The organism is Lysobacter sp. cf310 (assembly GCF_900114355.1).
Lineage (GTDB): Bacteria > Pseudomonadota > Gammaproteobacteria > Xanthomonadales > Xanthomonadaceae > Lysobacter.
Genome location: NZ_FOSS01000001.1, coordinates 328093 through 352920 on the forward strand (window position 1 = coordinate 328093; position 24828 = coordinate 352920).

Genomic DNA, 24828 nt, shown 5'->3' on the forward strand with positions numbered 1-24828 from the left:
GCGCCACCCATAGCGCAGCGCGAATCTTCATGGCGACGCCGAACGCAGCATCCGTCTCGACGCAGCAAAGGCACGAAAATACCGAGCCAGAAGATAATCGCCGAAGCACTCACGAAAATGGTGCCGAGCGCCGCAGCTTAATAAGCCATGCCGCCCGCGCATCGCGCGCACCCGCCACCAGCGCGGGTTTCAGCCTGATGGAACTGCTGGTGGTGCTGACCATCACCGCGGTGCTGATGGGCCTGGCCCTGCCCAGCTTCATCGAATCCCTGCGCGCCAATCGCCTGGCCTCCACCACCAATCTGACCCTGGCCACCCTGGCCTATGCCCGCAACGAGGCTTTGCGCGCCAAAGCCGGCTCCACGGTCTGCCCGCGCGGCGCCGACGGCAGCAGCTGCGGCAAGGACTGGAACGCCGGCCTGCTGGTCTGGACCGACGACGACCGCGACCAGACCTTCGACGCCGCGGAATTGCGCCGCACCCTGGAGCCCAGCGGCGACATCGCGATCAGCGCCGCCAACGTCGACCGGATCGCCTTCGACCACCAGGGCCGCTCCACCTCCACCACCCCGCGCAGCCTGCGCCTGCAACCCGATCCCTGCACCCCGGGCCAGTACCAGGTGCGCAGCATCAGCGTGGGCGCGATCGGCCAGGCCAGCGTCAGCAAGGAGACCTGCCCATGAACACGCGACGTACCTACGGCATCCGCAAGCGCAGCGCCGCCGGCTTCAGCCTGATCGAAGTGCTCATCAGTCTGCTCGTGCTCGGTTTCGGCCTGCTCGGGCTGGCCATGCTGCAGGTGACCAACCTGCGCCTGACCCAGAGCGCCAACACCCGCACCGTGGCGACCAATCTGTCCTACGAATTGATGGACAGCATCCGCTCCAACCGTTTCAACGCGATCAACTACGCCGGCACCATAAAGGCCGCCGACGCCGACAAGCGCGGCTGCACCGCGGCCGGCGCCACCGGCTCCAAGGAACAGAAGAAGGAATTCGCGTGCCGCCTGCTGTATGCGCTGGGCGAGGACGCGACCGCGCAGGTGAACATCAACGTGGTGAACCGCATCAGCCGGGTCACCGTGACCCTGGACTGGGGCGACGCCAAGCGCTGGCGCAGCGACGACAGCGGCACCCGCTTCAGCGTGAGCAGCGACCTATGACGCGCACGCCCCGCAATGCCCAAGCCGGCCTGTCCCTGGTCGAGCTGATGGTGGCGATCACGCTCAGCATCGTGCTGGTGCTCGGCCTGGTGCAGGTGTTCGCCGCTTCGCGCGCCTCCTATGTGATGGCCCAGGGCATGGCGCGTGCCCAGGAAGGCGGACGCTTCGCGGTGGAGTACCTGCAACGCGATGCGCGCATGGTCGGCCACATGGGCTGCGTCAACGACCAGTCGCACCTGATGTCCAGCCTGCCCAGCTTCGGCCAGCTGTTTCTGACCGACCGCACCAACTTCGAATCCCTGCCGGCGCGCACCTATACCAACGCACTGCGCTTCGATTTCGCGCTGCGCGGCTACGAAGCCAAAGGGACCGGCCCCGGCGACACGCTGAGCCTGGGCGCGACGCCGGTGGCGGGCGCGCCCGACGGCGATTGGGTGGAGGCGCTGCCGGGCCTGCTGCGCGTCGGTGCCGGCGAGCCGGCACCGGTCAAAGGCAGCGACCTGCTGCTGATCCGCAGCCTGTCGGCGGAAAGCGCGCAGGTCAGCAGCCTGACCGTTTCGGCCGACGGCAGCGAAGCGACCATGCTCGTCGACGGCACCGGCTGGGCGTCGATGAAACGCAACGGCGTCCAGCCCGGCCTGCTGGCGATCGCCGATTGCCGCGGCGCGACCACCTTCCATGTCGACAGCGTGAAGGAACCCGGCGGCGGCGCGAACGTGACCCTGACCGTGATCGCCGGCGGCGGCAAGTCCGAGTTCAACCGCAGCGCATTCAATCTGCGCGACAGCATCGACCCCGCGCTGATGCAGGTCCGCGTCTACCGCGCGGACAGTCTGGCCTACTACGTCGGCGTCAGCGGCGCCGAGGCAATGCCGGCCCTGTACCGGATGCGCTTCACCGCCGCGCCGGGCGCCACCGCGATCCAGCGCGACATCGAAGAACTGGTGCCAGGCGTGGAAACGCTGCAACTGCTGTACGGACAGGACAACAGCGCCAAGAAGATCCCGGCCGGCGTGCCCACCGGCTACATCGACGCCCAGGTCACCGCAAGCAACATTCTGCCCAACGCCAGCGGCCGCGAAGGCTGGCAACGCGTGGGCAGCATCAAGCTGGGGATGATGATCCGCAGCAACGACCCCGCGATGGCGGCGCAGCGCAGCGAGGCGCCGTCGGTGCTCGGCGTCAAGGTCAGCGCCCCGGACGACCAGCGCTACCGCGGCGTCTACGAAACCAACGTCGCCCTGCGCAACCGCCTGTTCGGCAACTGAGAACCTGCCGATGACCCCGATCGCCGCCCTCCCCGCACGCCGCCGCATGCCGCGCAGTCGCACGCGCCAACGCGGCTCGTCTTTGTACGTCGCCTTGATCCTGCTGATCCTGATGTCGCTGATCGGCGTCACCGCGGTCCAGGTCACCGGGCTGCAGGAACGCATGTCGTCCAACTATCGCGCCACCCAGCAGGCCCTGGAGAACGCCGAAGCCAGCGTGCGCCAGCGCGAGAATGACCTGGATCGCCAGTTGGACAGCCAGGGCGCGGAACTGGTCGCGGTGGACGAGCCCTACTGCCAGAAGACGTATTCGCCCAGCGACTGGGCCGCCGACAAGAACTTCTCCGCGCCGCCTACCGGCGGCCGCGCCAGCATCACGCGCCGCATCGACCAGTGCATCAGCGGCTACAGCTCGCTGAAGCAGGGCGAAGTGTTGAACAAGGAACCCAACCTGGTGTTCCAGATCACCGCCTACGCCACCGATCGCGACGACAACGCCAGTTCGGATGCGGTGCTCGACACCGTGTTCATCCCCTGAGGCCCCCACGATGGCATCCCGCACCCCTCTGATCTCCGTCGCGCTGGTCCTGGCGCTCACCGGACTCGCCCGCTGGGCCCCTTCCGTCGCCGACCAGGGCGCGGGCGAACTCGCCCAGGCACCGATGAACGCGCAAGCCACGATCAAGCCCGCGCTGATCATGGCGGTGGACGATTCGGGCTCGATGAGCTTCGATATCCTGATCCCCGGGATACGCGATGGTCAGTCGAAGTGGATCGTCTCGGCCAAGACCTTCGGTGGCACAGAGGAAACCGTCTGCACCACCGTCATGAACTGCTACTTCTATCTGTTCCCCCACGAGGGCTTCAACACGGCCTTCCCCGCCGGCTATGCGCTGGCGCCGCTGGACAGCGCTGCGCTGTTCCGCGCGTCCGAGGTCAATACCAGCTACTTCAACCCCCTGCTGCGTTACGAGCCGTGGATCAATCCGGACGGAACTCGCACTCCGAACGCCGTCATCGCTCAAACGCGCGCCGACATTCGCTCGAACCAACCGGAGTCCAATGTCGTCTACGACATGACGAACTACCGAGTCGACGCCAGCGAAATGTTCGTCGTCTACGACGGCATGACGATACCCGCCAACACCTGGGTCAATACCCCAGCGACGACGCCTTGCGTCATTCGCAATGCCAATGGCTCCATCCGCACCAACTTCGTCAACACCGGCGGGCAGTGGCAGCAGTTGACCGCAGACGTCACCTTGGCGGGCGTGAGCTGCCTGATCGCGTTCGCCTATTTTCCTCCGACCTTCTACACCACACGCAACAACAACCTTCTGCCGCCGAACTATGGCTATCGTGCGGACCGCATCGTGGAAGTCGATGCGCTCAACATGGGTAAAGTGCGCAAGTACCAGATTCTTCCCGGAAACTTCGACTCGACCGCGCAGTACAACGCGGCGATTCAAAACTTCGCCAACTGGTTTCAGTACCGCCGTAATCGCCTGCTGTCCACAATCGGCGCCATGACCGACTCCATGGATGGCATCCGCGATCTACGCGTGGGCTATTTCACCATCAACAATCGCACCAACGTCACCATGTACGACACCGGCACTGCCGACGGGCGAACCGGGCTGTACACCCAGGGGTTTCACACCCTGAAAGCCAAGGGCGGCACCCCGAATCGCGACGCCGTCGCGTACCTGGGCGAACAGTTCCGACGTGTCGGCGGCAGCGAGGTGCCGGTGATCAGCGCCTGCCAAAGGAACGTCGGGCTCCTGTTCACCGACGGCTATACCAACAGCAAAACCGGGCCAGTCGGCTACGGTAATACCGATTCAGGCCTAGGCGCGCCGTACGCCGACATCCACGACGACACCATGGCCGACATCGCAACCGCCTACTACTCGGGCAACGGGACACCGTTGCGGGTCGACGGCGCCTTCGCGAGCCTGCGCGGTCGCGTGCCGGTTTCCGAGGAAGTTTGCCGCGACCCCGCCGGCAACCCTTCGGTGGATTGTCAGCGCAATCTGCACATGAACTTCTACGGCATAACGCTGGGAGCCGCCGGCCTCATCTACGGGCCGCACAATCCGAATCAGACCAACGACCCATACAAGTTCCCCCCGACCTGGAGCGCGACCAACCCCCGTACCGTCGACGACGGCAACGTAATCGATGAGTTGTGGCATGCCACGATCAACGGTCGCGGCAAGATGTTCAACGCCCGCAGTCCCGACCAGATCACCATGGCCATGCGGGAGGTCCTGTCCAGCGCCGACGGCGGCGCTTCGCCTTCGGCCAGCATCGGTTCCACCGGCACCCGCCTGGGCAGCAACAGCCTCAGCGTACAGCCCAGCTATGCCGCAACCAACAGCAGCACCGACTGGCACAGCCGCCTGATCGCCTCCACCGTGGGCTTCGACACCACGACCAAGAGCGCCACGCTCACCGAGAAATGGCGTGCCGAGACCCAGTTGGTCGGCCGATCGGCCACCCGCGCGATCCGGTTCGCGCGCGCCAACGGCACCGTCAAGCCCAAGGTCGAAGCCTTCCTGCCGGCGGCGTTCACCGGCACCGGGCTGGAGACCTACAACGAGCTGTGCGCGGACGCGTTGTCGCCCTGCAAGGGTCTGTACGACCAGTTGCGGGCGCCGGCCACGGCATTGCCCCTCCTCGCCACCTACCCCAGCTCGGCCGAAATGATCCAATATCTGCGCGGCGACCGCACGCTGGAAGGCGATGCCGACAGGACCAACTTGCGCTTGCGCAGGCGCACCACCCTGCTGGGCGACATCGTCAATTCCGACGTGGTGATTTCCGCGCGTGGCGACGACTACGGGCACGGCAACCTGTACACCAACGGCAAGTACGACGAGCTCAAGTACGCCGCTTATCTGAAGAGCAAGTACGCCACCCAGACCAGCATGGTCTACGCAGGCGCCAACGACGGCATGCTGCACGCGTTCAATGGCGACACCGGCAGCGAGACCTTCGCCTACATCCCCACCACTTCGTTGGGGCACATGGGCAACCTGCTGTTCCCGTTCGATCGCAGTCGGACCGCGCAGCTGCATCAGCACCGCTACTACGTCGACGGGCCGGTCGTGGTGTCCGACGTCTACGACGGCAGTTGGAAGACCGCGCTGGTCGCCTCGTCCGGCGCCGGCGGCAAGAACGTGTTCGCCCTGGATGTCACCGCGCAAAGCAGCTCGCCGGCCGTCATGTGGGAGCTCAGCGACAAGGTCACCGCCAACGACAGCACGGGCGTTCCGATCCAGAACCGGCTGGGCTACGTGCTGGGCCGCCCGGTCGTGGTGCCGGTGGCCGACGCCAGCGGCGTGAAATGGAAGGCGATCCTGGGCAACGGTTACAACAGCACGCGCGGCAAGGCCGCCCTGCTGGTGGTCGACATGTCCACCGGCGCGGTCACCAGCATCGAGGCCAGCGAAGCCGAAGTCACCGCCAGCAACGGCCTGGGCAATCTGGTCGCGATCGACCAATGGCAGGGCCGCACTAAGAACCGCGGCCGCGACGGCCTGGTCGACACCGTCTACGCCGCCGACCAGCACGGCAGCGTGTGGAAGTTCGACCTGCGCGACTACAGCCTGGCCCTGGGTGGCAAGCCGCTCTACACGGCGCGCGACCGCGCCAACAAGCGCCAGCCCATCATCGGCGGCCTGGAAGTCAGCGCAGCCGGCTCCGGCGTGATGGTGTTCTTCGGCACCGGCAGCTACTCCTTCACCGCCGACGCAACCGACACATCGATGCAGACCGTGTACGGCATCCTCGACAGCGGCGTCGCGGTCTCCGGCCGCAGCGCGCTGCAACAGCAGTTCATCCGCTCCGAAACCGGCGGCATGCGCAGCGCCAGCCGCACCATCGGCGGCCTGAACACGCGCGGCTGGTACCTGGACCTCGGACTGGACGCGAACGGCGACGGCACCACGGTCGCCAGGGGCGAACGCTTCCTCGGCTACCCGAGGCTGCAGAACGGCATCCTGTTCTTCCTCACCTACACGCCCAACACCGATATCGGCGGCGTCGGTTGCGCCTTGGGCGGCGACAACTACCTGTACGGGCTGGACGCCTTGAGCGGTGCCGCACGCCTGCAGGACACCCGCATGCAGTCCATCGACGGCACCGCGCCGCCCGAGGGCACCGGGGCGATGAAGACCGACACCGGCGGTTCGGGCGCAGCCAAGGAACTGGCTACCTTCCTCACCAGCAACAGCGATCCCGCCGTGGCCCCGGGCGACGACCAGCCGCCGCCGACGCAATGCTCGGTCATTCTCCAGGCCCCGGGCGCTCCGTCGCTGTACATGTTGCGTCCCTGCGGACGTCTGTCCTGGCGCCAGATCCGATGAGGAGCACGACGATGACCGCCCACGTCCAAGCCCACCGCAGCGCAGGCTTCACCCTGATCGAACTGATGATCGTGGTGGCGGTGATCGGCATCCTCGTCGCGATCGCGGTCCCGACGTATCAAGACAGCGTGCGCAAGAGCCGGCGCGGTCAGGCCCAGGCCGACCTGGCCGAGGCTGCTCAGGCAATGGAGCGTTACTACACGGTCAACGGCAAGTACAGCGGCAAGACCCTGAAGGAAATCGCCGGCTTCGACCAGTCGCCGCGCAGCAGCGGAACCGCCTATTACAGCTTGAGCCTGCAAGCCGACACGCGCAGTTTCACCGTCACCGCGACGCCCGCGAGCGGCTCGGACCAAAGCCAGGACAAGTGCGGTGCGATGAGCGTGGATGCGACCGGGAAGAAGACGGCGAAATCTACCGACTCCTGCTGGAAGTGAGGGGGCCGGCAACAAAGCCCGCCTCGTCCTCGGCCCAGCCGCGCGGCTCGCTTACGCGGACCGCGCACGCTCGACGGGCGCCGATCGATCGTGGCGCCCAGCGACGCTGCGGTGGTTGTGCCATTTCGCCCTGAGTGCAAGCCGGGGCCTTCGCCTGACCGCTACGCGCCTGCACGTCCCGGCATCTCGGCAATCCAGCGGCCTGACGACCTCGGACGGCCCCTGCATCCGGCTGCAGAGCCGTCCTTCCCATCGCGAGGTCCGGATGCTGAATCTCGCGCGCCACAGCGCCGCTACAAGCAGGCGATCAGGCCGTCGTAGATAGAAGCCTGCGTGCCCGGCAAGGGCGCGTGCAGCGCCGAGTCCGCGCCCGCTATGGAGAGCAGCGCCTCCATCGTCGTCCGCGGCGCCAAAGGAATTGAGCATTGCCAGGACCGCGCCTGCACCTGCACGCGGCCATTCGCCGGATCGATGTCTTCCTGGCTGCCGGCGAACACCCATACGCACTGACCGATAAGGCCGTTCACGCGGTTCGCCGAGCAAAGAAAGCCCAAGGATTCGATGTTGCTGTACTCGCCCTCGCAGAAGGTATCGCCGCAGATTTGGTCGAACTCCTCGCGCAGGCGCTGGCGCAGACCGTACCAGACCTGGACCGTCGCTTCGTTGCGCAGGTAGCTGCCCGCATCCACGTATTCGTAAACAGGGCCAGCCGCTTTGGCATGACCGGCGAAGGCGAGCCACGCCGCCAAGGCCAGTCCGCATGTCGCCCAAGGGCGTCGCGGATGCGAATCGTGTTTTTGCATGAACTGTCTCCTCGATTGACTCAGGCACGCCGACGATCGACGTCGACGGCCTCAGCGTGCCCGAGGCCAACGACGTCCGGTATCGGGGTTTGCGCGCGCTGTCGGGTAGGAATATCCCTAGTCCTCCGAGTGTCGCGTCCGCACGAGCGAACGACGTGGAAAATCCGAATCCGGATCGCTGCCCGATTCGTCCTGTGGTGCGGCAGTCCATGCATAAGCTGCCAGCCTGCATGAGACGGCCCGCGAATCGCGCCGCTGCGGCGATTCCTTCATCGCATCGGCCGAAGACGCGGCATTTCCCGATCAGGCGCCGGGGAGATTTCCTACGGACAAGACCGGTTCGGGCATCGACACTGGCGCTTCGTCGCAAGGAGCGCCGCATGAACCGCGTGAAAGGAATCACCCTGATCGAAATGCTGGTCGCGCTGACCGTCGCGGCCGTATTGATCGGCATCGCCGTGCCCGGCGCTACCCGCGCCATCGTTCGGGTCCGCATGGGCACGGTCGCCACGGCCATGACCGAGAGTTTTCTGGACTCGGCGCGCATGGCCGTATCCACCGGCAGCGCCATGATCGTGTGCCCGGCCGCGCGCGACGGCCGCTGCGAGGAGAGCGTCGACTGGAGCCTGGGCTGGGTCGTGTATGCCGACGTCGACGGCGACCGCCGCTACGGCCTGGGCGACCCGGTGATCGGCCGCCCGCAGGGCCCGGTGCAAGGCTTGCGCATCTACAGCACGCAAGGCCGCCGCCGGGTGGTGTTCCAACCCGACGGCGGCAATGAGGGCAGCAACGTCAGCTTCAGCGTCTGCAGCCGCGACGGCATCCCGGTCGGCGCCCTCGTGCTCTCCAATGAGGGTCGCTTCCGGGTCGCCGATGCGGACAGCGAGCCGCGCCCCCATTGCCCGCAGACCTGAGCCCCCCGCGCCGCCCTGGCGGTGCGGCACGGACCCCGCGTCGGCGCATTCCCCGGCGCCGGCGCGGGGCACCGTTAGCTTGCAGGCCGAGCTGCAGCACCCCGCCCAGGCCGTCGCCGGCGACGGACGCGCTGGCCTGGCGGCCGGCGCGAAGGGCCCGACGGGCTGCGGCGACGAGCGATCGAGTCTGGCAAGGCGGCGGACTCGGGCCTACCGCCGCCCCTGCGCGGGGGCTCCGCAGCGATCCGGCGGGCCATCCGGGTTAAACTGGCGGCCTCGCCCTGCCCCCAAGGGCTTAGTGCACGCATCGAATGTCCGAGGACGACAGTAGTCAACACAGCGAACATCCGGAGAAACGACGCTCCTGGCTGGAGCGGATCAGTTCGGCGCTGTCCGGCGAACCCACCACCCGCGAAGACCTGGTCGAGCTGTTGCGCGACGCTCAGGCCGATGGGCTGATCGCCGCCGATACCCTGCGCATGATGGAAGGCGCGATCGCCGTGTCCGACCTCACCGTGGGCGATGTGATGATCCCGCGCTCGCAGATGGTCGTGCTGCCCGCCGACGGCAAGTTTCTCGATCTGATGAAGCTGGTGGTCGAATCCGGCCATTCGCGCTTCCCGGTTCACGGCGAGGACAAGGACGAAATCCTGGGCGTGCTGTTGGCCAAGGACCTGTTGCGCGGCGTGGTAGCCGACAACGGCCCCGGCACCATCCATGAATTGCTGCGCCCGGCGGTGCTGATCCCCGAGTCCAAGCGCCTGGATGTGCTGCTGCGCGAGTTCCGCCAGTCGCGCAACCACATGGCGATCGTGATCGACGAGCACGGCGGCGTCGCCGGCCTGCTCACCATCGAGGACGTGCTGGAACAGATCGTCGGCGAGATCGACGACGAGCACGACGACGCCGAGGACCCGAACGCGCTAATCGCGGCCCAGGCCGACGGCCAGTACGTGGTCGACGCGCTGACCCCGATCGCCGACTTCAACGAGCGCTTCGGCGCTGACTTCGACGACGACGAATACGACACCATCGGCGGCCTGGTCACGGCCGCGATCGGCCACCTGCCCGAAGCCGGCGAGGAGCTCACCCTGGGCCGCTTCGTGTTCCGGGTTGCCAGCGCCGATGCGCGCCGCGTGCACGCCTTCCACGTCGGCGTGCTCGGCAAGGACTGACCGTCCTGAAAACGCCGGCAATGACCCGACTCGCGGTCATCGCCGGCGCCGCAGTCCTGCCGGTCCTGATTGCGGGCTACCCCAGCACCAAGACCCTGTCCAGCAGGCCGGTCGTCGCTCCGGACGGAACGTGCGGCGCGTCCTAGACCCAGAACGAGGAGCCTGGCCGCCCCGGCCACGGCAGCACCCAGGCCGAAAACTGTTACGAGATCGGCTCCTAGCGCGTGGGCAGCGGCGGCGTCGGCTTCGGTTCGCTCAAGCACGCCATCGGCCTGCGCTAACTGGAGGCGCGCGCACTTTGGAGATCGCGGTACCGGACGGCGTACCGCTGGACTACCAGCACCGGACCAGCATCCATCCGGAACAGGGCCTGCCTTACCGCTACCGCAACCTGCGCGCCGACGATCCGGACTATGCCGGTTGCGGCCACGATCCCTAGACGCACTATCCCGACCACGACTCGGACGAGCCCGCCCGGCGAGCGCGAACCGCATCCGTCGCGCCCCGATCATGCCCGCGTCAGCCGCGCCGCTTAGAATGGCCCGATCCGACGACCGGCTGTCTGCCTTGAATCCCATCCGCCGCGCCCTGCCCCCGTTGTTCGCCGTCGCCGTACTGTGGCTGTGCACCCTGGTCGCCTCCGCGGCGCCACCGCAGCAGGCCGCGCCGCAGGGCGCTACGACGCAAAGCCCGGCGCCCACCGCAGCCACGGCACCGACGGGCGTACCGCGCATCGGCATGGCGACCATGCAGCCGGGCGAGATTTTCTGGGAACGCTTCGGCCACGATTCGATCGTGGTGCTGGATCCCGACACCGGCGCCGCGACCTCGTACAACTTCGGCTTCTTCGACCCGGAAGCGCCGGACTTCGTCGCCCGCTTCATGCGCAACGACATGCGCTACCGACTGGCCGCGCTGCCGTTCGAGCAGGACCTGGCGCTGTACCGCGAGGAAGGCCGCGGCGTATCCATACAGTGGCTGGACCTGAACGACGATCAGGCGCGCACGCTCGCCGCCACCCTGGCCGAGAACGCCAAGCCCGAAAACGCCTACTACCGCTACCAGTACTTCGACGACAACTGCGCTACCCGCGTACGCGACGCCATCGACCGGGCCCTGGGCGGCGCGCTGCGTCGACAGATCGAGGGCCGCTCGCACGGCAGCACCTTCCGCAGCGAAGCGGTGCGCCTGGCCTCGCCGGCGCCGTGGATGTGGCTGGGCTTCGACATCGGCCTGGGGCCGTCGGCCGATCGCCCGCTGCCGGTGTGGAGCGAATCCTACGTGCCGATGCGCCTGGCCGCGGCGCTGCGCGAAACCAAGAACACCCAGGGTCGCCCGCTGGTCCTGTCCGAACAGGAAATCCTGCCGCATCGGATCGCGCCCGAACCGGTCGACGCGCCGATCGACTGGGTGCCCTGGGCGCTGTCCGGCGTCGTCGTCGGCCTGGGCCTGGCCTGGCTGGGTCGACGCCGGCCGCGCGTGCTGGCGGCGATCGCACTACCGTTCTGGACCCTATGCGGCATCCTGTCGGCGCTGATGCTGTTCATCTGGTTCGGCACGCAGCACACCTACGGCTGGGCCAACCAGAACCTGCTGCTGTTCAATCCGCTGTGCTGGCTGCTGTGGCTGGGCGGTTGGCGCGTGCTGCGCGGCCGCGACGCCGGCCCCTGGTTCGGGCGCATCCTGACGGCGGTCGCGGCCTGCGCGGTGCTGGCGCTGTTCGCGCATTGGCTGCCGGTGCAGCCGCAGCGCAACGTGCACTGGATCAGCCTGCTGCTGCCCCTGCATCTGGGCCTGCTCGCGGGCTTGCGCAAGCGCTGAGGCCGTGCGCGCGGCTTGCCCGCGCGGCCTCGCACGGGCACGATGCGCGGGATGAAGGATCCCAACCTGCCCCAGTGCGTGATCAACTGCGCGGCCTACAGCCGCGAGGGCGTCCGCCGCGACATCAGCCTCGACCAGATCAGCGACGTGCTCGCCGTCGACGACGGCAGCTTCGTCTGGGTCGGCCTGTACGAGCCCGACGAGGGCATCCTGGAGAAGCTGCAGGAAGAGTTCTGCCTGCACGATCTGGCGATCGAGGACGCGCACAACGCCCACCAGCGCCCCAAGATCGAAACCTACGGCAACTCGCTGTTCATCGTCGTGCACACCGCGCAGACCGTCGACAGCCACATCCGTTTCGGCGAGACCCATCTGTTCGTCGGCCCGCGCTACCTGGTCACGGTGCGCCACGGCGCGTCCAGCAGCTACGCCTCCGCGCGCCTGCGTCTGGAGCGCGAGTCCGAGGAACTGCGGCACGGCCCGGCCTCGGCGCTGTACGTGGTGCTGGACATGGTGGTCGACAACTTCACCCCCATCGTCGACGAGTTCAGCCAGGAGCTCAACGAACTGGAGAAGGACGTCTTCGCCGAGGACTTCCGCAAGGGCACGGTCGAAAAGCTTTACGACCTCAAGCGCGAACTCACCCGCCTGCGCATGGCGGTCTCGCCGCTGCAGGACATCCTGGGCCAGCTCGCGCGCTCGCGCAGCGCCTTGATCGACGAGGAAAGCCAGCTGTATTTCCGCGACGTGCTCGATCACGCCGTGCGCATCAACGAAACCACCGACACCCTGCGCGAGATGCTGACCGCGGCGATGAGCGTGAACCTGTCGCTGGTCACCATCCGTCAGGGCGAGGTAGTCAAGCGCCTGGCCGGCTGGGCCGCGCTGCTGGCCGCGCCGACCCTGATCGCGAGCTGGTACGGCATGAACTTCGTGCACATGCCGGAGCTGGCGGGCGAGCACAGCTACTGGATCGTGATCGGCGTGACCGCCGTGGTCTGCGTGGTGCTGTTCGGCCTGCTGCGCCGCGCGAAGTGGTTGTAGCCCAAACAGCACCCGACATCCGCCACGCATCCGCTTTGGGGTAGGAGCGGCGTATGCCGCGACCGCGCTATATCCCATAGCCGCGCAACCGCGATCCGCCCCCCGTTATCCGAATCGCGCCATGCTTCCGGGTAGGAGCGGCGCGAGCCGCGACCGCGTCGTCGCCGAAGCCTCACGGTCGCGGCTCACGCCGCTCCTATCCCAGAGCAGAGCTTGGGCCGTCGCGCGCCGATGAACAGCGGCCGGCGCCCGGCCTTAGACCAAAGTACTAGCCCCGATGCCGCACTGCGCATTGACCCCGGGCGGACCCAGGGGCGACGCTGCCCGAGTCCATTCGGAGAGGCGTCGATGAAAGCTCTGTCCTGGCTCGGTTGGGGCCTGCTCGCGGTACTGGCGGCGTTCTGCCTGGGTACCGTGGCCCTGAACCGCGGCGAATCCATCAGCGCGATGTGGCTGGTGGTCGCGGCGGTCTCCACCTTCACCATCGCCTATCGCTTCTACGGCCGCTTCATCGCCCAGCGCGCCCTGCTGGTCGACCCCAGCCGCGCGACCCCGGCCTGGCGCCGCAACGACGGCCTGGACTACGTCCCCACCGAGAAGAGCGTGGTGTTCGGCCACCACTTCGCGGCCATCGCGGGCGCCGGCCCGCTGGTCGGCCCGGTGTTGGCGGCGCAGATGGGCTACCTGCCCGGCACCTTGTGGATCCTGTTCGGCGTGGTCCTGGCCGGCGCGGTCCAGGACATGCTGGTGCTGTTCTTCTCCACCCGCCGCGACGGGCGCTCGCTGGGCGAGATGATTCGCGCCGAGATGGGCCCCGCGGCCGGCGTGATCTCCATGATCGGCATCCTGATGATCATGGTGATCCTGCTGGCGGTGCTGGCGCTGGTGGTGGTCAAGGCCCTGGCCGAAAGCCCCTGGGGCACCTTCACGGTCGCCATGACCATTCCGATCGCGATCCTGATGGGCGTGTACCTGCGCTACTTCCGCCCGGGCCGCATCCTGGAAGTGTCGATCATCGGCTTCGTCCTGCTGTTGCTCGCGATCTGGCTGGGCGGCAAGGTCGCCGCGGACCCGACCTGGGGCGAGATCTTCCACCTCAAGGGCACGACCCTGGCCTGGCTGATGATCGGCTACGGCTTCATCGCCTCGGTACTGCCGGTGTGGTTCCTGCTGGCGCCGCGCGACTACCTGTCGACCTTCCTCAAGATCGGCACCGTGCTGGTGCTGGCCCTGGCGATCGTGATCGCCGCGCCGCATCTGCAGATGCCGGCGATGACCCAGTTCGTCGATGGCACCGGCCCGGTGTTCTCCGGCAAGCTGTTCCCGTTCCTGTTCATCACCATCGCCTGCGGCGCGGTGTCCGGCTTCCACTCGCTGATTTCCTCGGGCACCACGCCCAAGATGATCTCCAGCGAGGGCGACATCCGCCTGGTCGGCTACGGCGGCATGCTGATGGAGGCCTTCGTCGCGATCATGGCCCTGATCGCCGCCTGCGTGCTGCAGCCGGGCGTGTACTTCGCGATGAACTCGCCGGGCGCGCTGATCGGCACCACCGCCGAATCCGCCGCCCTGGCGATCTCCAACTGGGGCTTCGTGATCACCCCCGACGTGCTGACCGCCACCGCCAAGGAAATCGGCGAGGGCACGATCCTGTCGCGCACCGGCGGCGCGCCGACCCTGGCGGTGGGCATGGCCCAGATCCTGCACGGGCTGATCCCGGGCGAAGGCATGATGGCCTTCTGGTACCACTACGCGATCCTGTTCGAAGCGCTGTTCATCCTGACCACGATCGACGCCGGCACGCGCGTGGCGCGCTTCATGATCCAGGAGCTGGTCGGCCTGGCCTACGCGCCGTTCCAGCGCACCGACAGCTGGGCCGCCAACATCGCCAGCACCTTGCTCGCGGTGTCGATGTGGGGCTACTTCCTGTATCAGGGCGTGGTCGATCCGCTGGGCGGCATCAACACCCTGTGGCCGCTGTTCGGCATCGCCAACCAGATGCTCGCCGGCCTGGCGCTGGTGTTCTGCTGCGTGGTGATGGTGAAGATGAAGCGCGAGAAGTACCTGTGGATTCCGCTGATCCCGACCGTCTGGCTGCTGATCTGCACCCTCACCGCGGGCTGGCAGAAGCTGTTCGACCCCAATCCCAAGATCGGTTTCATCGCCAACGCGCGCAAGTTCGCCGACGCCGCCGCGCGCGGCGAGGTGCTGGCGCCGGCCAAGTCGGTCGAGGAAATGCAGCGGGTGGTCTTCAACAACTACCTCGACGCCGGCCTGACCGCGCTGTTCGTGGCGGTGGTGGTGGCGACGGTGTTCTTCGGCCTGCGCGCGGCCTTCGCCGCGCGCCGCAACAACGTGGCCACGGCCAAGGAGAGCGATTATGTCGCGCTCGACACGCTGGCTCGCTGACGCCGGTCTGCTGGCCGGGTCGCTGCTGTTGCGCTGGTGGCGCACGGCGGCGCAGACCGCGCGCCTGGCGATCGGCATTCCGGACTACGACTACTACGTCGAACACATGCGGCGCATGCATCCGGATATCGCACCGATGTCGCGCGATGCCTTCTTCCACGAACGGATGTTGGCGCGGTACGGGAAAGGCCGATCGCGCTGTTGCTGATGACTTCCGCTCACCGCAAGAAAGGCCGCCCCCGGGGCGGCCTTTTCTTTGCGAATCCGACTCGTAGGACGCGGCGACAACCGCATCATCGCCGTGCCGAACGGCCGCGAACGATGCGGTGCGCCTTCGGCATACCGCATCCTAGATTTCCTGCGGCGTCCCAACTCGCGCTTGTTGCGGTGTCGCGCGCCCTCACACCAGCCCTCTCCCGCGTCGCGGGAGAGGGGGCGTGGCCTTACTGACCGATGTGCTGCTTCAACCAGCCGTTGACCGTGTCGTGCCAGAGCACGCTGTTCTGCGGCTTGAGCACCCAGTGGTTCTCGTTGGGGAAGTACAGGAACTTGGACTCGATGCCCTGACGCTGCAGCGCGGTGAACGCGGCCAGACCCTGTTCGACCGGGATGCGGAAATCGAGCTGGCCGTGCACCACCAGCATCGGCACCCGCCACTTGTCGACGTGGTTGACCGGGTTGAAGCGCTCGTAATTCTTCGGCACCGCGTAAGGCGTGCCGCCCTGCTCCCACTCGGTGAACCACAGCTCTTCGGTGGCGTAGCCCATCATGCGCTGGTCGAACACGCCGTCGTGATTGACCAGGCACTTCCAGGGCTGGTTCCAGTTGCCGGCGATCCAGTTGACCATGAAGCCGCCGTAGGACGCGCCCAGCGCGCAGGCCTTGTCGCCGTTGAGGAAGGCATACTTCTTCTGCGCCGCCGCCCAGCCCTTCTGCAGATCCTCCAGCGGGCGATCGCCCCAATGCTGGCTGATCGCGTCGGTGAAGGCCTGGCCGTAGCCGGTGGAGCCGTGGAAGTCGATCATGACCACGGCGTAGCCCTGGCCGGCGTAAGTCTGCGGATTCCAGCGGTAGCTCCAGCCGTCGCCGAAGCTGCCCTGCGGGCCGCCGTGGATCAGGAACGCGACCGGATAGCGTTGGCCCTCCTGATAGTTCCAGGGCTTGACCACGTAGCCGCGCACGGTGTCGCCGTTCCAGCCCTTGAACTCGAACTGCTCGTAATCGCCGAACGCCACGTCCTTGAGCATCTCGCTGGCGCTGGGCGTGATCGCGCGCACCGGTGCGCCCTCGACGCCGCCGACGAAGACCTGGTCGCCGCTCTTGAGGCTGTTGCGGGTGAAAGCCAGGGTCGGGCCGCCGCGTACCAGCGAGGACACGCTGCCCTCGCCGATCACACGGGTCGCGCTGCCGTTGCCGATGTCCACGGCGAACACCGGCAGCTGGCCCAGGTCCTGGGCGGTGGTGTAGAGGGTCTTGCCGTCGGCGGACAGCACGATGTTCTCGGCCGAGCGGTCCCACTTCGGCGCGATCTCGCGGCGCTGGCCGCTGCCCAGGTCCAGCGCCATCAGGCCGAAGCGGTCGGCCTCGAAGCCCGGACGCTTCATCGCGCGGTAGTAGAGCGTGCCGCCGTCGTCGCTGAACACCGGGCCGGTGTCCCAGGCCGGATTGTCGGGCGTGAGGTTCTGGGCCGCGCCGCTGCCGTCGGCGCGCACGCGGTAGAGATCGAAGTTGGTCGACCACGGCTCCTTGGCGTCGGCCTGGCGCGCGCTCAGCACCAGCGACTCGCTGTCCGGCGCCCAGGCGTACTCGCTGCTGTCGCCGAACGGGCGCGAAGGCACGTCGCCGATTACGTCGGCGCCGATCAGGGTCGCGGCGGCGACCGGCTTGACCACGCCCTGCTTGTTCGCCTGCGGCAACGCGACCACGAACAAGCGGTTCAAGCGGCCGTCGTTCCAGGTGTCCCAATGGCGCACGAACATGCGGTCGAAGACCACGCCGCTGGCCTTGCTGGCCGCGCGCTCGTCGACGCGCTTCTTGCTGCAGGCCAGATCGGCCGCGCAATCCACATAGGTCTCGGCGCTGAAGGCCACGCGCTTGCCGTCGGGCGAGAGCTGGAAGCTGCCGACGTCGGCCGCGAACGCGGTGAGCTGCTTGGGCGCGCCGCCGGTGGCCGCGATCGAGTACAGCTGCTGGTTGCCGGACTTGGCGCTGAGGAAGTAGACGGTGCGGCCGTCGGGCGAGAAGGCCGGCGAATTCACGCTCCAGCCCGCGGGCGTGAGCGGCTGCGGCGGCGCCGCATCGCGGGCGAACAGGTCCTCGACGAACAGACCGGTGCTGGACTTGTTGGCGGCGAAATCGACCTTGCGCTTGGCGAACACCAGCCGGCGCCCGTCCGGCGACACGGTCGGCGAGGACACGCGGTCCATGGTGGCCATGTCGCGCACTTCGAAGCCGCGCGGGGCGGCGGTGGCGGGCAGCGCGGCCGCGATCAGCAGCGGCAGGAGAGCGTGACGCAGGTTCATGGGAACTCCGGGCAGGACCAAAACGTCGATGGTAGGGGTCCGGGCCGGGGGCCGCAAAGGCCGGGCCTCGGCTCCGGGCCGGATCGGGCGACCGGGCCGGCGCCGCTATACTCCCCCGATTGTCCCGAATGCCGTCCCGCAAGCCCCTCCCTACGGAGCCCGTTGTGACCGTACCCGCAACCGCATCGACGCCGGCCCACGGCGAGTTCTTCGGCCATCCCAAAGGCCTCTACGTCTGCTTCTTCACCGAGATGTGGGAGCGCTTCTCCTTCTACGGCATGAAGGCGCTGCTGCTGCTGTACTTGCTGAAGTACCACCTGTTCACGGACGACGCCGGCTACGACCTGCTCGGCGCCTACGGCGGCCTGGTCTACGCCATGCCGGTGATCGGCGGCGTGCTGGCCGACCGCTACCTGGGCATGCGCAAGGCGGTGGTGTTGGGCGGCGTGCTGCTGGTGCTGGGGCACCTGGGCATGGCCTACGAGGGCCACCAGGCGGTTCGACTGGCCGACGGCACGATCCAGCGCGACGCCGCCGCGCTGCAGGTGTTCTACCTGTCGCTGGCGCTGATCATCATGGGCGTGGGCTTCCTGAAGCCGAACATCTCGACCATCGTCGGCAAGCTCTACCCCGACAACGACGCGCGCCGCGACTCCGGCTTCACCCTGTTCTACGCCGGCATCAACGTCGGCGCACTGTTCGCCAGCCTGATCTGCGCCTTCCTGGGCGAAACCTACGGCTGGAAGTACGGCTTCGGCGCCGCCGGTATCGGCATGGTCGCCGGCCTGATCATGTTCATCTGGGGCCAGAAATACCTGTACGGCCATGCCGAACCCGCGAACCCGAGTCTGCTGCGCGAACGCGTCGCGGGCCTGTCGCGCGAATGGTGGATCTATCTGGGTTCGATCGGCGGCGTGGCGGTGGTGTGGCAGCTGATCCAGCGCACCTGGACCGTGCACGGCGCGATGCACTTGATCGCGGCCGCGTTCCTGGCCTGGTTCGTGTGGTTCCTGATCGCCAAGTGCGACAAGGTCCAGCGCCAGCAAATGCTGTCGCTGGTGCTCATGATCGTCGGCGTGCTGATCTTCTTCACCCTGTACGAGCAGACCTACGGCAGCTGGATCACCTTCACCGACCGCCTGCTGACCAAGGACCTGTTCCCCAGCCTCAGCGGCGTCAGCACCAGCACCCTACCCTGGTCGCTGTTCCTGCTCGGCGCCAGCCCGTTCCTGATGATCGTGGCGCTCAAGGCCAGCGACAGCGGCAATGCCGGACTGGCGCGCACCATGATCGTCCTGCTCGCCCTGGGCTTGGGCGTGGCCTGCTTCCACGACGTGGTGCTGGTACCGCAGACCGCCGGCTCGCTGACCTTCCTGGGCGCATTCTTCATTGTCGTGCTGTCGCCGATCTTCGCCTGGCTGTGGCCGTGGCTGGAGCGGCGCGGGCTCAACCCGAGCAAGCCGGCCAAGATGGCGATCGGCCTGATCGTCGCCGGCCTGGCCTTCGTGCCGCTGATGCTGGCCGCCCAGGCCACGGCCGGTGGCGCCATGGCCAGCGTGTGGTGGCTGGTGCTGGCCTACTTCGTGCTCGAAGTCGGCGAGATGTGCCTGTCGCCGATCGGCCTTTCCGCGGTCACCCAGCTCTCGGTGGCGCGCGTGGTCGGCCTGATGATGGGCGGCTTCTGGCTCGCCACCGCCTACTCGGAAGTGCTGGCCGCGCAGTTCGGCAAGCTGGCCTCGCTGGATCTGCCGGAAGGCGCCGCGGTCGACTTCGTCACCGCCAGCGCCAAGTACGGCGAGCTGTTCCAGCTGATGATGTGGATCGGCATCGGCTCGGGCGTGCTGTACTTCCTGTTGTCGCCGCTGTTGCGCAAGTGGATGCATGGGGTGAAGTAAGCCCCCGGTTCTGCGCAGAACGAAAGCGGCGCTTTCGTACGAGGCATGAAGGTCGGAAGCAAGCCGACCTTCATGCGGCTCCCCAACGGCTGGCCGATTGCCGCCGCCCCCTGCCCTGATCCGCGCCCCGCGCGCCCACGTGGCGCGGGGCCGTGCGCACGCATATGCTCAGGTTGCCCGGCCGCCGGCTGGGCAGGATGGATTCAGGGGATATCAAGGAGGAAACATGGAACTGCGCATCATCGTGGCCGCGCTCGCGGTCTGCGGAAGCCTTACCGCGTGCGACGTCTCGGGCACGGTCGGCGTCACCCGCCAAGAGGTGGATGGCCCGACGGGACACAGCGAAACGACCACCGTCACCGGCAGCATCACCTTCACGCGCAAGAGCGGTCGCAGCAGCCTGAGCGCACTCAGCATGGGCGGCGGCGTCGACGTCTCCGACATCGCGATCGACATCACCGGCCAGCGCACCACCGTGCTCGACGGTCTGGGCACCGGCACCCTGCTGGTGAAACAGGGCAGCAATGTGATCGCATCGACGCCGTTCGACTACGCGGTATTCGACTCGATGGCGGTCGTCGCCGATCCATCCACGGTCAATACCTGGCTGGCGCAGTTCCCGTCCGCGGACGGATACGACGTCGAACTGCCGAACATCGATACGGTCGATACCGAGGAAGGCGTGGCCTCGCTCACCGTCGACACCTTGTACGGTACCGACGTCGTCTCCACCGCCAGTACGTCCTGGACCTCCAGCGCGGGCGGCGGCTGCACGCCCCCGGGCGGCAACGATGGCAACCCCATCCCCGAACAGCCGATCGAGCTGCCCGGCGAAGGCGGCGTCTGCCCTTGAGCATCCGCATCAGGCAGTCACTCGGATCGCGCTTGCCGCCCACCGCCTGCGAACATCTCCAGCCGTGGCGGCATGCAGATCGCGAGTACCCGTAGCTGAAAACAAAGAGGGTCGGCATGAAGCCGACCCTCTTTGCGATCTTCGACTCACAACTGGAACGGCAAGACCTTTCGTCGTGACCGCTCAGTCGGCACGACCGATTCCGTCGCCGGTCTCGATTCCACCGCTCCTACTTCGCAGCAGCCGGCTTCGCCGCCGGGGCGGTGGCGACCTGCCCGCCGAGGCTGCGCGCCAGGAAGGCAAGCAGCCTGGTGTAGTACTCGCGCTGGTGCGCTTCGGTGTAGAAGCCGTGGCCTTCGGTGTCGTAGTACAGGGTTTCCACCGGCGTGCCGGCCTTCACTAGCGCGCGCTCCATCATCTTGCTGTGCTCGATGGGTGCCACCTTGTCTTCACCGCCGGCAGCCAGGAACACCGGGACTTTGATGCGCTCGGCGATGCGATTGGGAGACGTCGCCGCCAGCTGGGCGGGATCATCGCCAATCCACTCCGCCGACCAGTTTTTGGCCCGATGGGTGCCGCTCGAGGCGTCTTCCTTGATCATCGCAGGCAGGTCGTACACGCCGACATAGCCGACCGCGCACTTGTACAACGTCGGCTCCTTGGCCACTCCCATTAGCGACGCATAGCCGCCATAGCTGGCGCCGTAGAGGCAGATCTTGGCCGGGTCGGCGATACCCTCCTTGATCGCCCAGCGCGTGGCATCGGTCAAATCGTCCTGCATCGCGCCGCCCCATCCCTTCGCGCCGGCGATCTGGAAGGCCCGACCGTAGCCGCCGGAGCCGCGATAATTGACTTGCAACACCGCATAGCCCGCGGCCGCCAACATCTGCGTGTCGGAATCGAAAGCCCATTCGTCCTTCTTTCCGAACGGCCCACCGTGCGGCATGACGATCAGCGGCATCTGCTTGCCGGTGGAGCCGTGGGGGACGGTCAACAGTCCATGCACTTCCAGCCCATCGCGCGCCGCGTACTTGACGGACCGCACTTCGGACATCTCCGCCGGATCGAACCAATCGCGCCGGCTCAGCAGGTGCTCGGCCTTCTTGGCCACGGTGTCGAACAGGAAGAAGTCGCCAGGATTGCGATCGCTCCACACCTGCACCAGCAGCAGGCGCCCGTCCGAGGTCTTGGAGGTGATGTGCACGACGTCGCCGCCGAACGCTGCCTCCAGGCTCCGATAGAGCCTCGCCTCCGGTGCTGCTGCATCAAAGAACACGCTGCGCGGCTTGCCATCGGCGAACATCGCCCCAACCGGCACCGACGTCACGCCCTGATAGATGATCGAATCGGGGTCGACCACCTTGTCGCGCACGATCTCCTTGCGAGCTTCGGATGCAATGTCGAAGGAAACGATCGAGTCGGGACCACTCTTCTGCTCTGCCTGCAGGTAGGCGACCTTGTCGTCGGCCGAAAAGCCGATCGGCACTTCGATTCCGCCGGCGGTCAGTTCGTCGCTGATCAACTTCCACTCCGCGCCGTCGCCGGTCCGATAGTAGAGCTTGCGAACGTTGTCGCTACCCACACCGGTCGCGAAGCGAACGACGCCTTGATTGTCGGTAATGAATCGCGCGTTGCGCACCGGCGCGCGCGCCAACGGGGTGCGGCGGCCCGTAAACACATCGAGTTTCTCGGCTCGGGTGAACGGGTCGTCGCTGAACGGCTCGACCGAAATGACCACATTCTTGTCATCGGACGCGAGCTCGTCGACGAGGAATGCCGCAACCTGCTCGACCTTCTTAGGCTGAATCTTGGTGCCTGGCCCGGCGCTTTGCACATCCTGCCCAACCAACAGCCCCGGCTTCGTGCCGTCGGCGTTGATCGCATAAAGGTTGCCGTCCAACAACGGCGTATCCAGCTCGCCGAACTTGCGCGACATGCTGATCACCACACGCTCGGGACTGACCCACCAGAAACCGGCGACATGGCTATTCTTTCCAAGACGGAAATTGGCGGTGACCTTATTGTCCGAGCGGCGCAGGATCACCAGCGCCGTCTTGTCCTCGAACGGCACCGTCGCGGCCAGATAGTCGCCATTGGGCGAAATCTTGACCTCGTTGAACCGATCTTTCTTGATGTAGGCATCGACGTTGACCGCCGATGCGACCGGTGCCGACAGTAGACCGACGCAGAGCGCGGTCGCGCAGAATAGATGTTTCATTTGTGTCTTTTTCCCCTGGTTTCCACTGCTGTTGGCGCCATTCTCAAAACGACTGCGGCCACCTCGAAAGGTAGCCGCAGGTAAAACGGTCGAACGCATGCGAAGGGCTTAATTGGCCTTCGACGCGCCCCCGACGTTGACCTTGCCGCCGATATGGCGGTCGAAGAAGCCCAGCATCTCGGTGTACAGGCGCTGGTTGTTTTCTTCCTTGTAGAAGCCGTGCATTTCGCCGGACTGGATGATCATGCCTTCCGGCGGGTTGCCGGCCGCGATCAGGGCCTTGTTCATCGACTCGGTGTTCTCCGGCGGGCAGCGCGGATCGCGCGCGCCGGCGGCGAGGTAGACCGGAATCTTGAACTTGTCGGCGTGCTTGACCGGCGACATCGCGTCCTGCTCGGCCTTGGTCTTGCCGAAGGCGCGCGCCATGTAGCGACGGCCGCTCTCGCGATCCGAGGTATCGCTCTTGGTCAGCTGCACGTCGATGTCGTAGGCGCCGACGTAGCCGAACGCGCACTTGAACAGCTTCTGGTCGATGGTCGGCGCCATCAGGGAGGCGTAGCCGCCGAAGCTGCCGCCGTAGATGCAGACGCGGTCGCCGTCGGCGTAGCCCTGGTTGATGGTCCACTTGGTGGCGTCGATGATGTCGTTCATGATGCCGGTGGCCCAGGTGCCGTAGCCCATGTCCTGGAAGCCCTTACCGAAGCCACCCGAACCGCGGTAGTTGATCTGCATCACCAGATAGCCGCGGCTGGCCAGCAGCTGGGTTTCCCAGTTGAACGCCCAATCGTCGCGCGGGCCCATCGGGCCGCCGTGCACGTTGACGATCATCGGCAGGTTCTTGCCATCGGAACCGTGCGGGATGGTCAGGTAGCCGTAGATCTTGAGACCGTCGCGGGTGGTCATCGAGAACGGCTTGACGCTGGCCATCTTCTTCGGGTCCAGCCACTTGCGGCCCTGCATCAGGAAGCGCGCCTTGCCGGTATCGCGGTCGTACAGGTAGAGCTCGCCCGGGTTCTTGTCGCTGACCACCGAGACCACGATCTTCTTGCCGTCCTTGGTGGCGCTGGAGAAGCGCACCAGCTGGCCCGGGAAGGCGCCCGCGAGCGAGGCGTAGATCTCGGCATCGGGGTGCTTCTCGTCGACCATGGTCACGCGCGGCGCGCCGGCCTCGGTGATCACGCCGAGGATGGTTTCGCCGTCGGCGGAAGTAATGTAACCGGCCGGATCGGATATCGGGTCCTCGAACAGGGTCTTGAACGCGCCGGTGGCGAGATCGATGGTGCCCAGCGCCTCTGGCTTTTTGCCGTCGCTCTGATTGGCGTAGATCAGACCGTCGGTGGAGGTGCCGATCACGCTCAGGTGCTTGCCCGAGTTCTTGGAACTGTTGATCAGGGTCCACTTGCCATCGTCGTCGCGACGATAGAGCTCGTTCTGGCTGTCGAAGTTGCCCTGCGCGTCCTCGTCGTCGTAGCAGATCGCGAAGCGCGGTGCTTTGGTTGCGTCCAGCGCGAGCTCACAGTTCTCACGTGGTGCGCGAGCCAGCGGCTTTTGGAGGCCGCTCGTCGCGTCCATCAAAATCAATTCGGTCCCCACACCATCGATGGAACGGCGTGAGGACGCTGCCATGATTACGTTCGCATCATCATCCTGCAAAGTATCAAGCAACTGAAACGACCTATTCCCGATTTGCTTACTGCGCTGCTTCTTCGAGTCACCCGACTCGTGAGCGACCAGTGTCCGGGGCTGGCTACCGTCGGCATTGACTGAGTACCACTGGCCATCCCCCATCGGTGCAGCATATCGACCGACTTTTCGATGCGCGGTGAACATGAGCCGCTCAGGGCTCACCCACTCGAAACGACCGACGCTCTTCTTCTCCGGAAGTTGATTTATCTTCACCAAGCTCAAATCCTTGGTGCGCAGCACGGTCAACACGT

General features: G+C 66.6%; 19 protein-coding genes. 15 read left to right on the plus strand and 4 right to left on the minus strand.

Annotated elements, in window-relative coordinates; all coding sequences use genetic code 11:
• Positions 1-29: 29 nt before the first annotated feature.
• The 6 genes from BMZ45_RS21790 to BMZ45_RS01485 are packed head-to-tail and all read left to right on the plus strand — an operon-like array spanning position 30 to position 7237.
• The gene (locus tag BMZ45_RS21790) at positions 30-683 is read left to right on the plus strand and encodes a GspH/FimT family pseudopilin (protein WP_091631554.1); all 654 of its coding nucleotides are present in this window, start codon (positions 30-32) and stop codon (positions 681-683) included.
• Positions 680-1162, plus strand: coding sequence for a type IV pilus modification protein PilV (pilV, locus tag BMZ45_RS01465; protein WP_091631557.1), 483 nt, complete (start codon positions 680-682; stop codon positions 1160-1162). Before BMZ45_RS21790 ends, pilV begins: the two co-directional genes overlap by 4 nt.
• On the plus strand, positions 1159-2430 hold the full coding sequence (locus BMZ45_RS01470) for a PilW family protein (protein WP_091631559.1): 1272 nt from the start codon (positions 1159-1161) through the stop codon (positions 2428-2430). Before pilV ends, BMZ45_RS01470 begins: the two co-directional genes overlap by 4 nt.
• A 10-nt stretch (positions 2431-2440) precedes the next feature.
• On the plus strand, positions 2441-2968 hold the full coding sequence (locus tag BMZ45_RS01475; protein ID WP_091631562.1) for a pilus assembly PilX family protein: 528 nt from the start codon (positions 2441-2443) through the stop codon (positions 2966-2968).
• Positions 2969-2978: 10 nt separating this feature from the next.
• On the plus strand, positions 2979-6800 hold the full coding sequence (locus BMZ45_RS01480) for a pilus assembly protein (protein WP_091631564.1): 3822 nt from the start codon (positions 2979-2981) through the stop codon (positions 6798-6800).
• An 11-nt stretch (positions 6801-6811) separates the two neighbouring features.
• Entirely contained in the window at positions 6812-7237 is a 426-nt protein-coding gene (locus tag BMZ45_RS01485; protein WP_254776498.1) for a type IV pilin protein, read from the plus strand.
• Between the two features lie 293 nt (positions 7238-7530).
• On the opposite strand, the gene BMZ45_RS01490 is transcribed toward BMZ45_RS01485, so the two are convergent.
• On the minus strand, positions 7531-8040 hold the full coding sequence (locus BMZ45_RS01490; RefSeq protein WP_091631567.1) for a hypothetical protein: 510 nt from the start codon (positions 8038-8040) through the stop codon (positions 7531-7533).
• Between the two features lie 380 nt (positions 8041-8420).
• Between BMZ45_RS01490 and BMZ45_RS21795 the strand changes: the two genes are divergently transcribed.
• From BMZ45_RS21795 to BMZ45_RS01520, 7 genes are all read left to right on the plus strand, one after another.
• Positions 8421-8954, plus strand: coding sequence for a GspH/FimT family pseudopilin (locus BMZ45_RS21795; RefSeq protein ID WP_217643133.1), 534 nt, complete (start codon positions 8421-8423; stop codon positions 8952-8954).
• Positions 8955-9265: 311 nt separating this feature from the next.
• On the plus strand, positions 9266-10129 hold the full coding sequence (locus BMZ45_RS01500) for an HlyC/CorC family transporter (RefSeq protein ID WP_091631571.1): 864 nt from the start codon (positions 9266-9268) through the stop codon (positions 10127-10129).
• A 298-nt stretch (positions 10130-10427) separates the two neighbouring features.
• Positions 10428-10568 carry a hypothetical protein gene (locus BMZ45_RS21490; protein ID WP_175488888.1) on the plus strand — a complete coding sequence of 47 codons (141 nt, stop codon included), beginning with the start codon at positions 10428-10430 and terminating at the stop codon, positions 10566-10568.
• Positions 10569-10759: 191 nt separating this feature from the next.
• Positions 10760-11950: a lipoprotein N-acyltransferase Lnb domain-containing protein gene (locus BMZ45_RS01505; RefSeq protein ID WP_254776550.1), complete on the plus strand. Its 1191-nt coding sequence runs from the start codon at positions 10760-10762 to the stop codon at positions 11948-11950.
• Positions 11951-12001: 51 nt separating this feature from the next.
• The gene (gene corA / locus BMZ45_RS01510; RefSeq protein ID WP_254776499.1) at positions 12002-12994 is read left to right on the plus strand and encodes a magnesium/cobalt transporter CorA; all 993 of its coding nucleotides are present in this window, start codon (positions 12002-12004) and stop codon (positions 12992-12994) included.
• A gap of 348 nt (positions 12995-13342) precedes the next feature.
• Positions 13343-15403, plus strand: a complete 2061-nt coding sequence (locus BMZ45_RS01515; RefSeq protein ID WP_091631580.1) for a carbon starvation CstA family protein — start codon at positions 13343-13345, stop codon at positions 15401-15403.
• Positions 15375-15611 carry a YbdD/YjiX family protein gene (locus BMZ45_RS01520; protein ID WP_091631583.1) on the plus strand — a complete coding sequence of 79 codons (237 nt, stop codon included), beginning with the start codon at positions 15375-15377 and terminating at the stop codon, positions 15609-15611. The genes BMZ45_RS01515 and BMZ45_RS01520 overlap by 29 nt, the downstream gene beginning before the upstream one ends.
• A gap of 235 nt (positions 15612-15846) precedes the next feature.
• On the opposite strand, the gene BMZ45_RS01525 is transcribed toward BMZ45_RS01520, so the two are convergent.
• Entirely contained in the window at positions 15847-17925 is a 2079-nt protein-coding gene (locus BMZ45_RS01525) for a dipeptidyl-peptidase 5 (protein ID WP_091631586.1), read from the minus strand.
• Between the two features lie 164 nt (positions 17926-18089).
• Between BMZ45_RS01525 and BMZ45_RS01530 the strand changes: the two genes are divergently transcribed.
• Together BMZ45_RS01530 and BMZ45_RS01535 are read left to right on the plus strand one after the other, a co-directional pair.
• On the plus strand, positions 18090-19820 hold the full coding sequence (locus BMZ45_RS01530; protein WP_254776500.1) for a peptide MFS transporter: 1731 nt from the start codon (positions 18090-18092) through the stop codon (positions 19818-19820).
• Between the two features lie 226 nt (positions 19821-20046).
• Positions 20047-20673, plus strand: coding sequence for a hypothetical protein (locus BMZ45_RS01535; RefSeq protein ID WP_091631591.1), 627 nt, complete (start codon positions 20047-20049; stop codon positions 20671-20673).
• Positions 20674-20902: 229 nt separating this feature from the next.
• Here BMZ45_RS01535 and BMZ45_RS01540 read toward each other — a convergent pair whose 3' ends face one another.
• Together BMZ45_RS01540 and BMZ45_RS01545 are read right to left on the minus strand one after the other, a co-directional pair.
• Positions 20903-22621, minus strand: coding sequence for an alpha/beta hydrolase family protein (locus BMZ45_RS01540; protein WP_343124195.1), 1719 nt, complete (start codon positions 22619-22621; stop codon positions 20903-20905).
• A 378-nt stretch (positions 22622-22999) separates the two neighbouring features.
• Positions 23000-24463: an alpha/beta hydrolase family protein gene (locus BMZ45_RS01545; RefSeq protein ID WP_254776501.1), complete on the minus strand. Its 1464-nt coding sequence runs from the start codon at positions 24461-24463 to the stop codon at positions 23000-23002.
• Between the last annotated feature and the right edge of the window lie 365 nt (positions 24464-24828).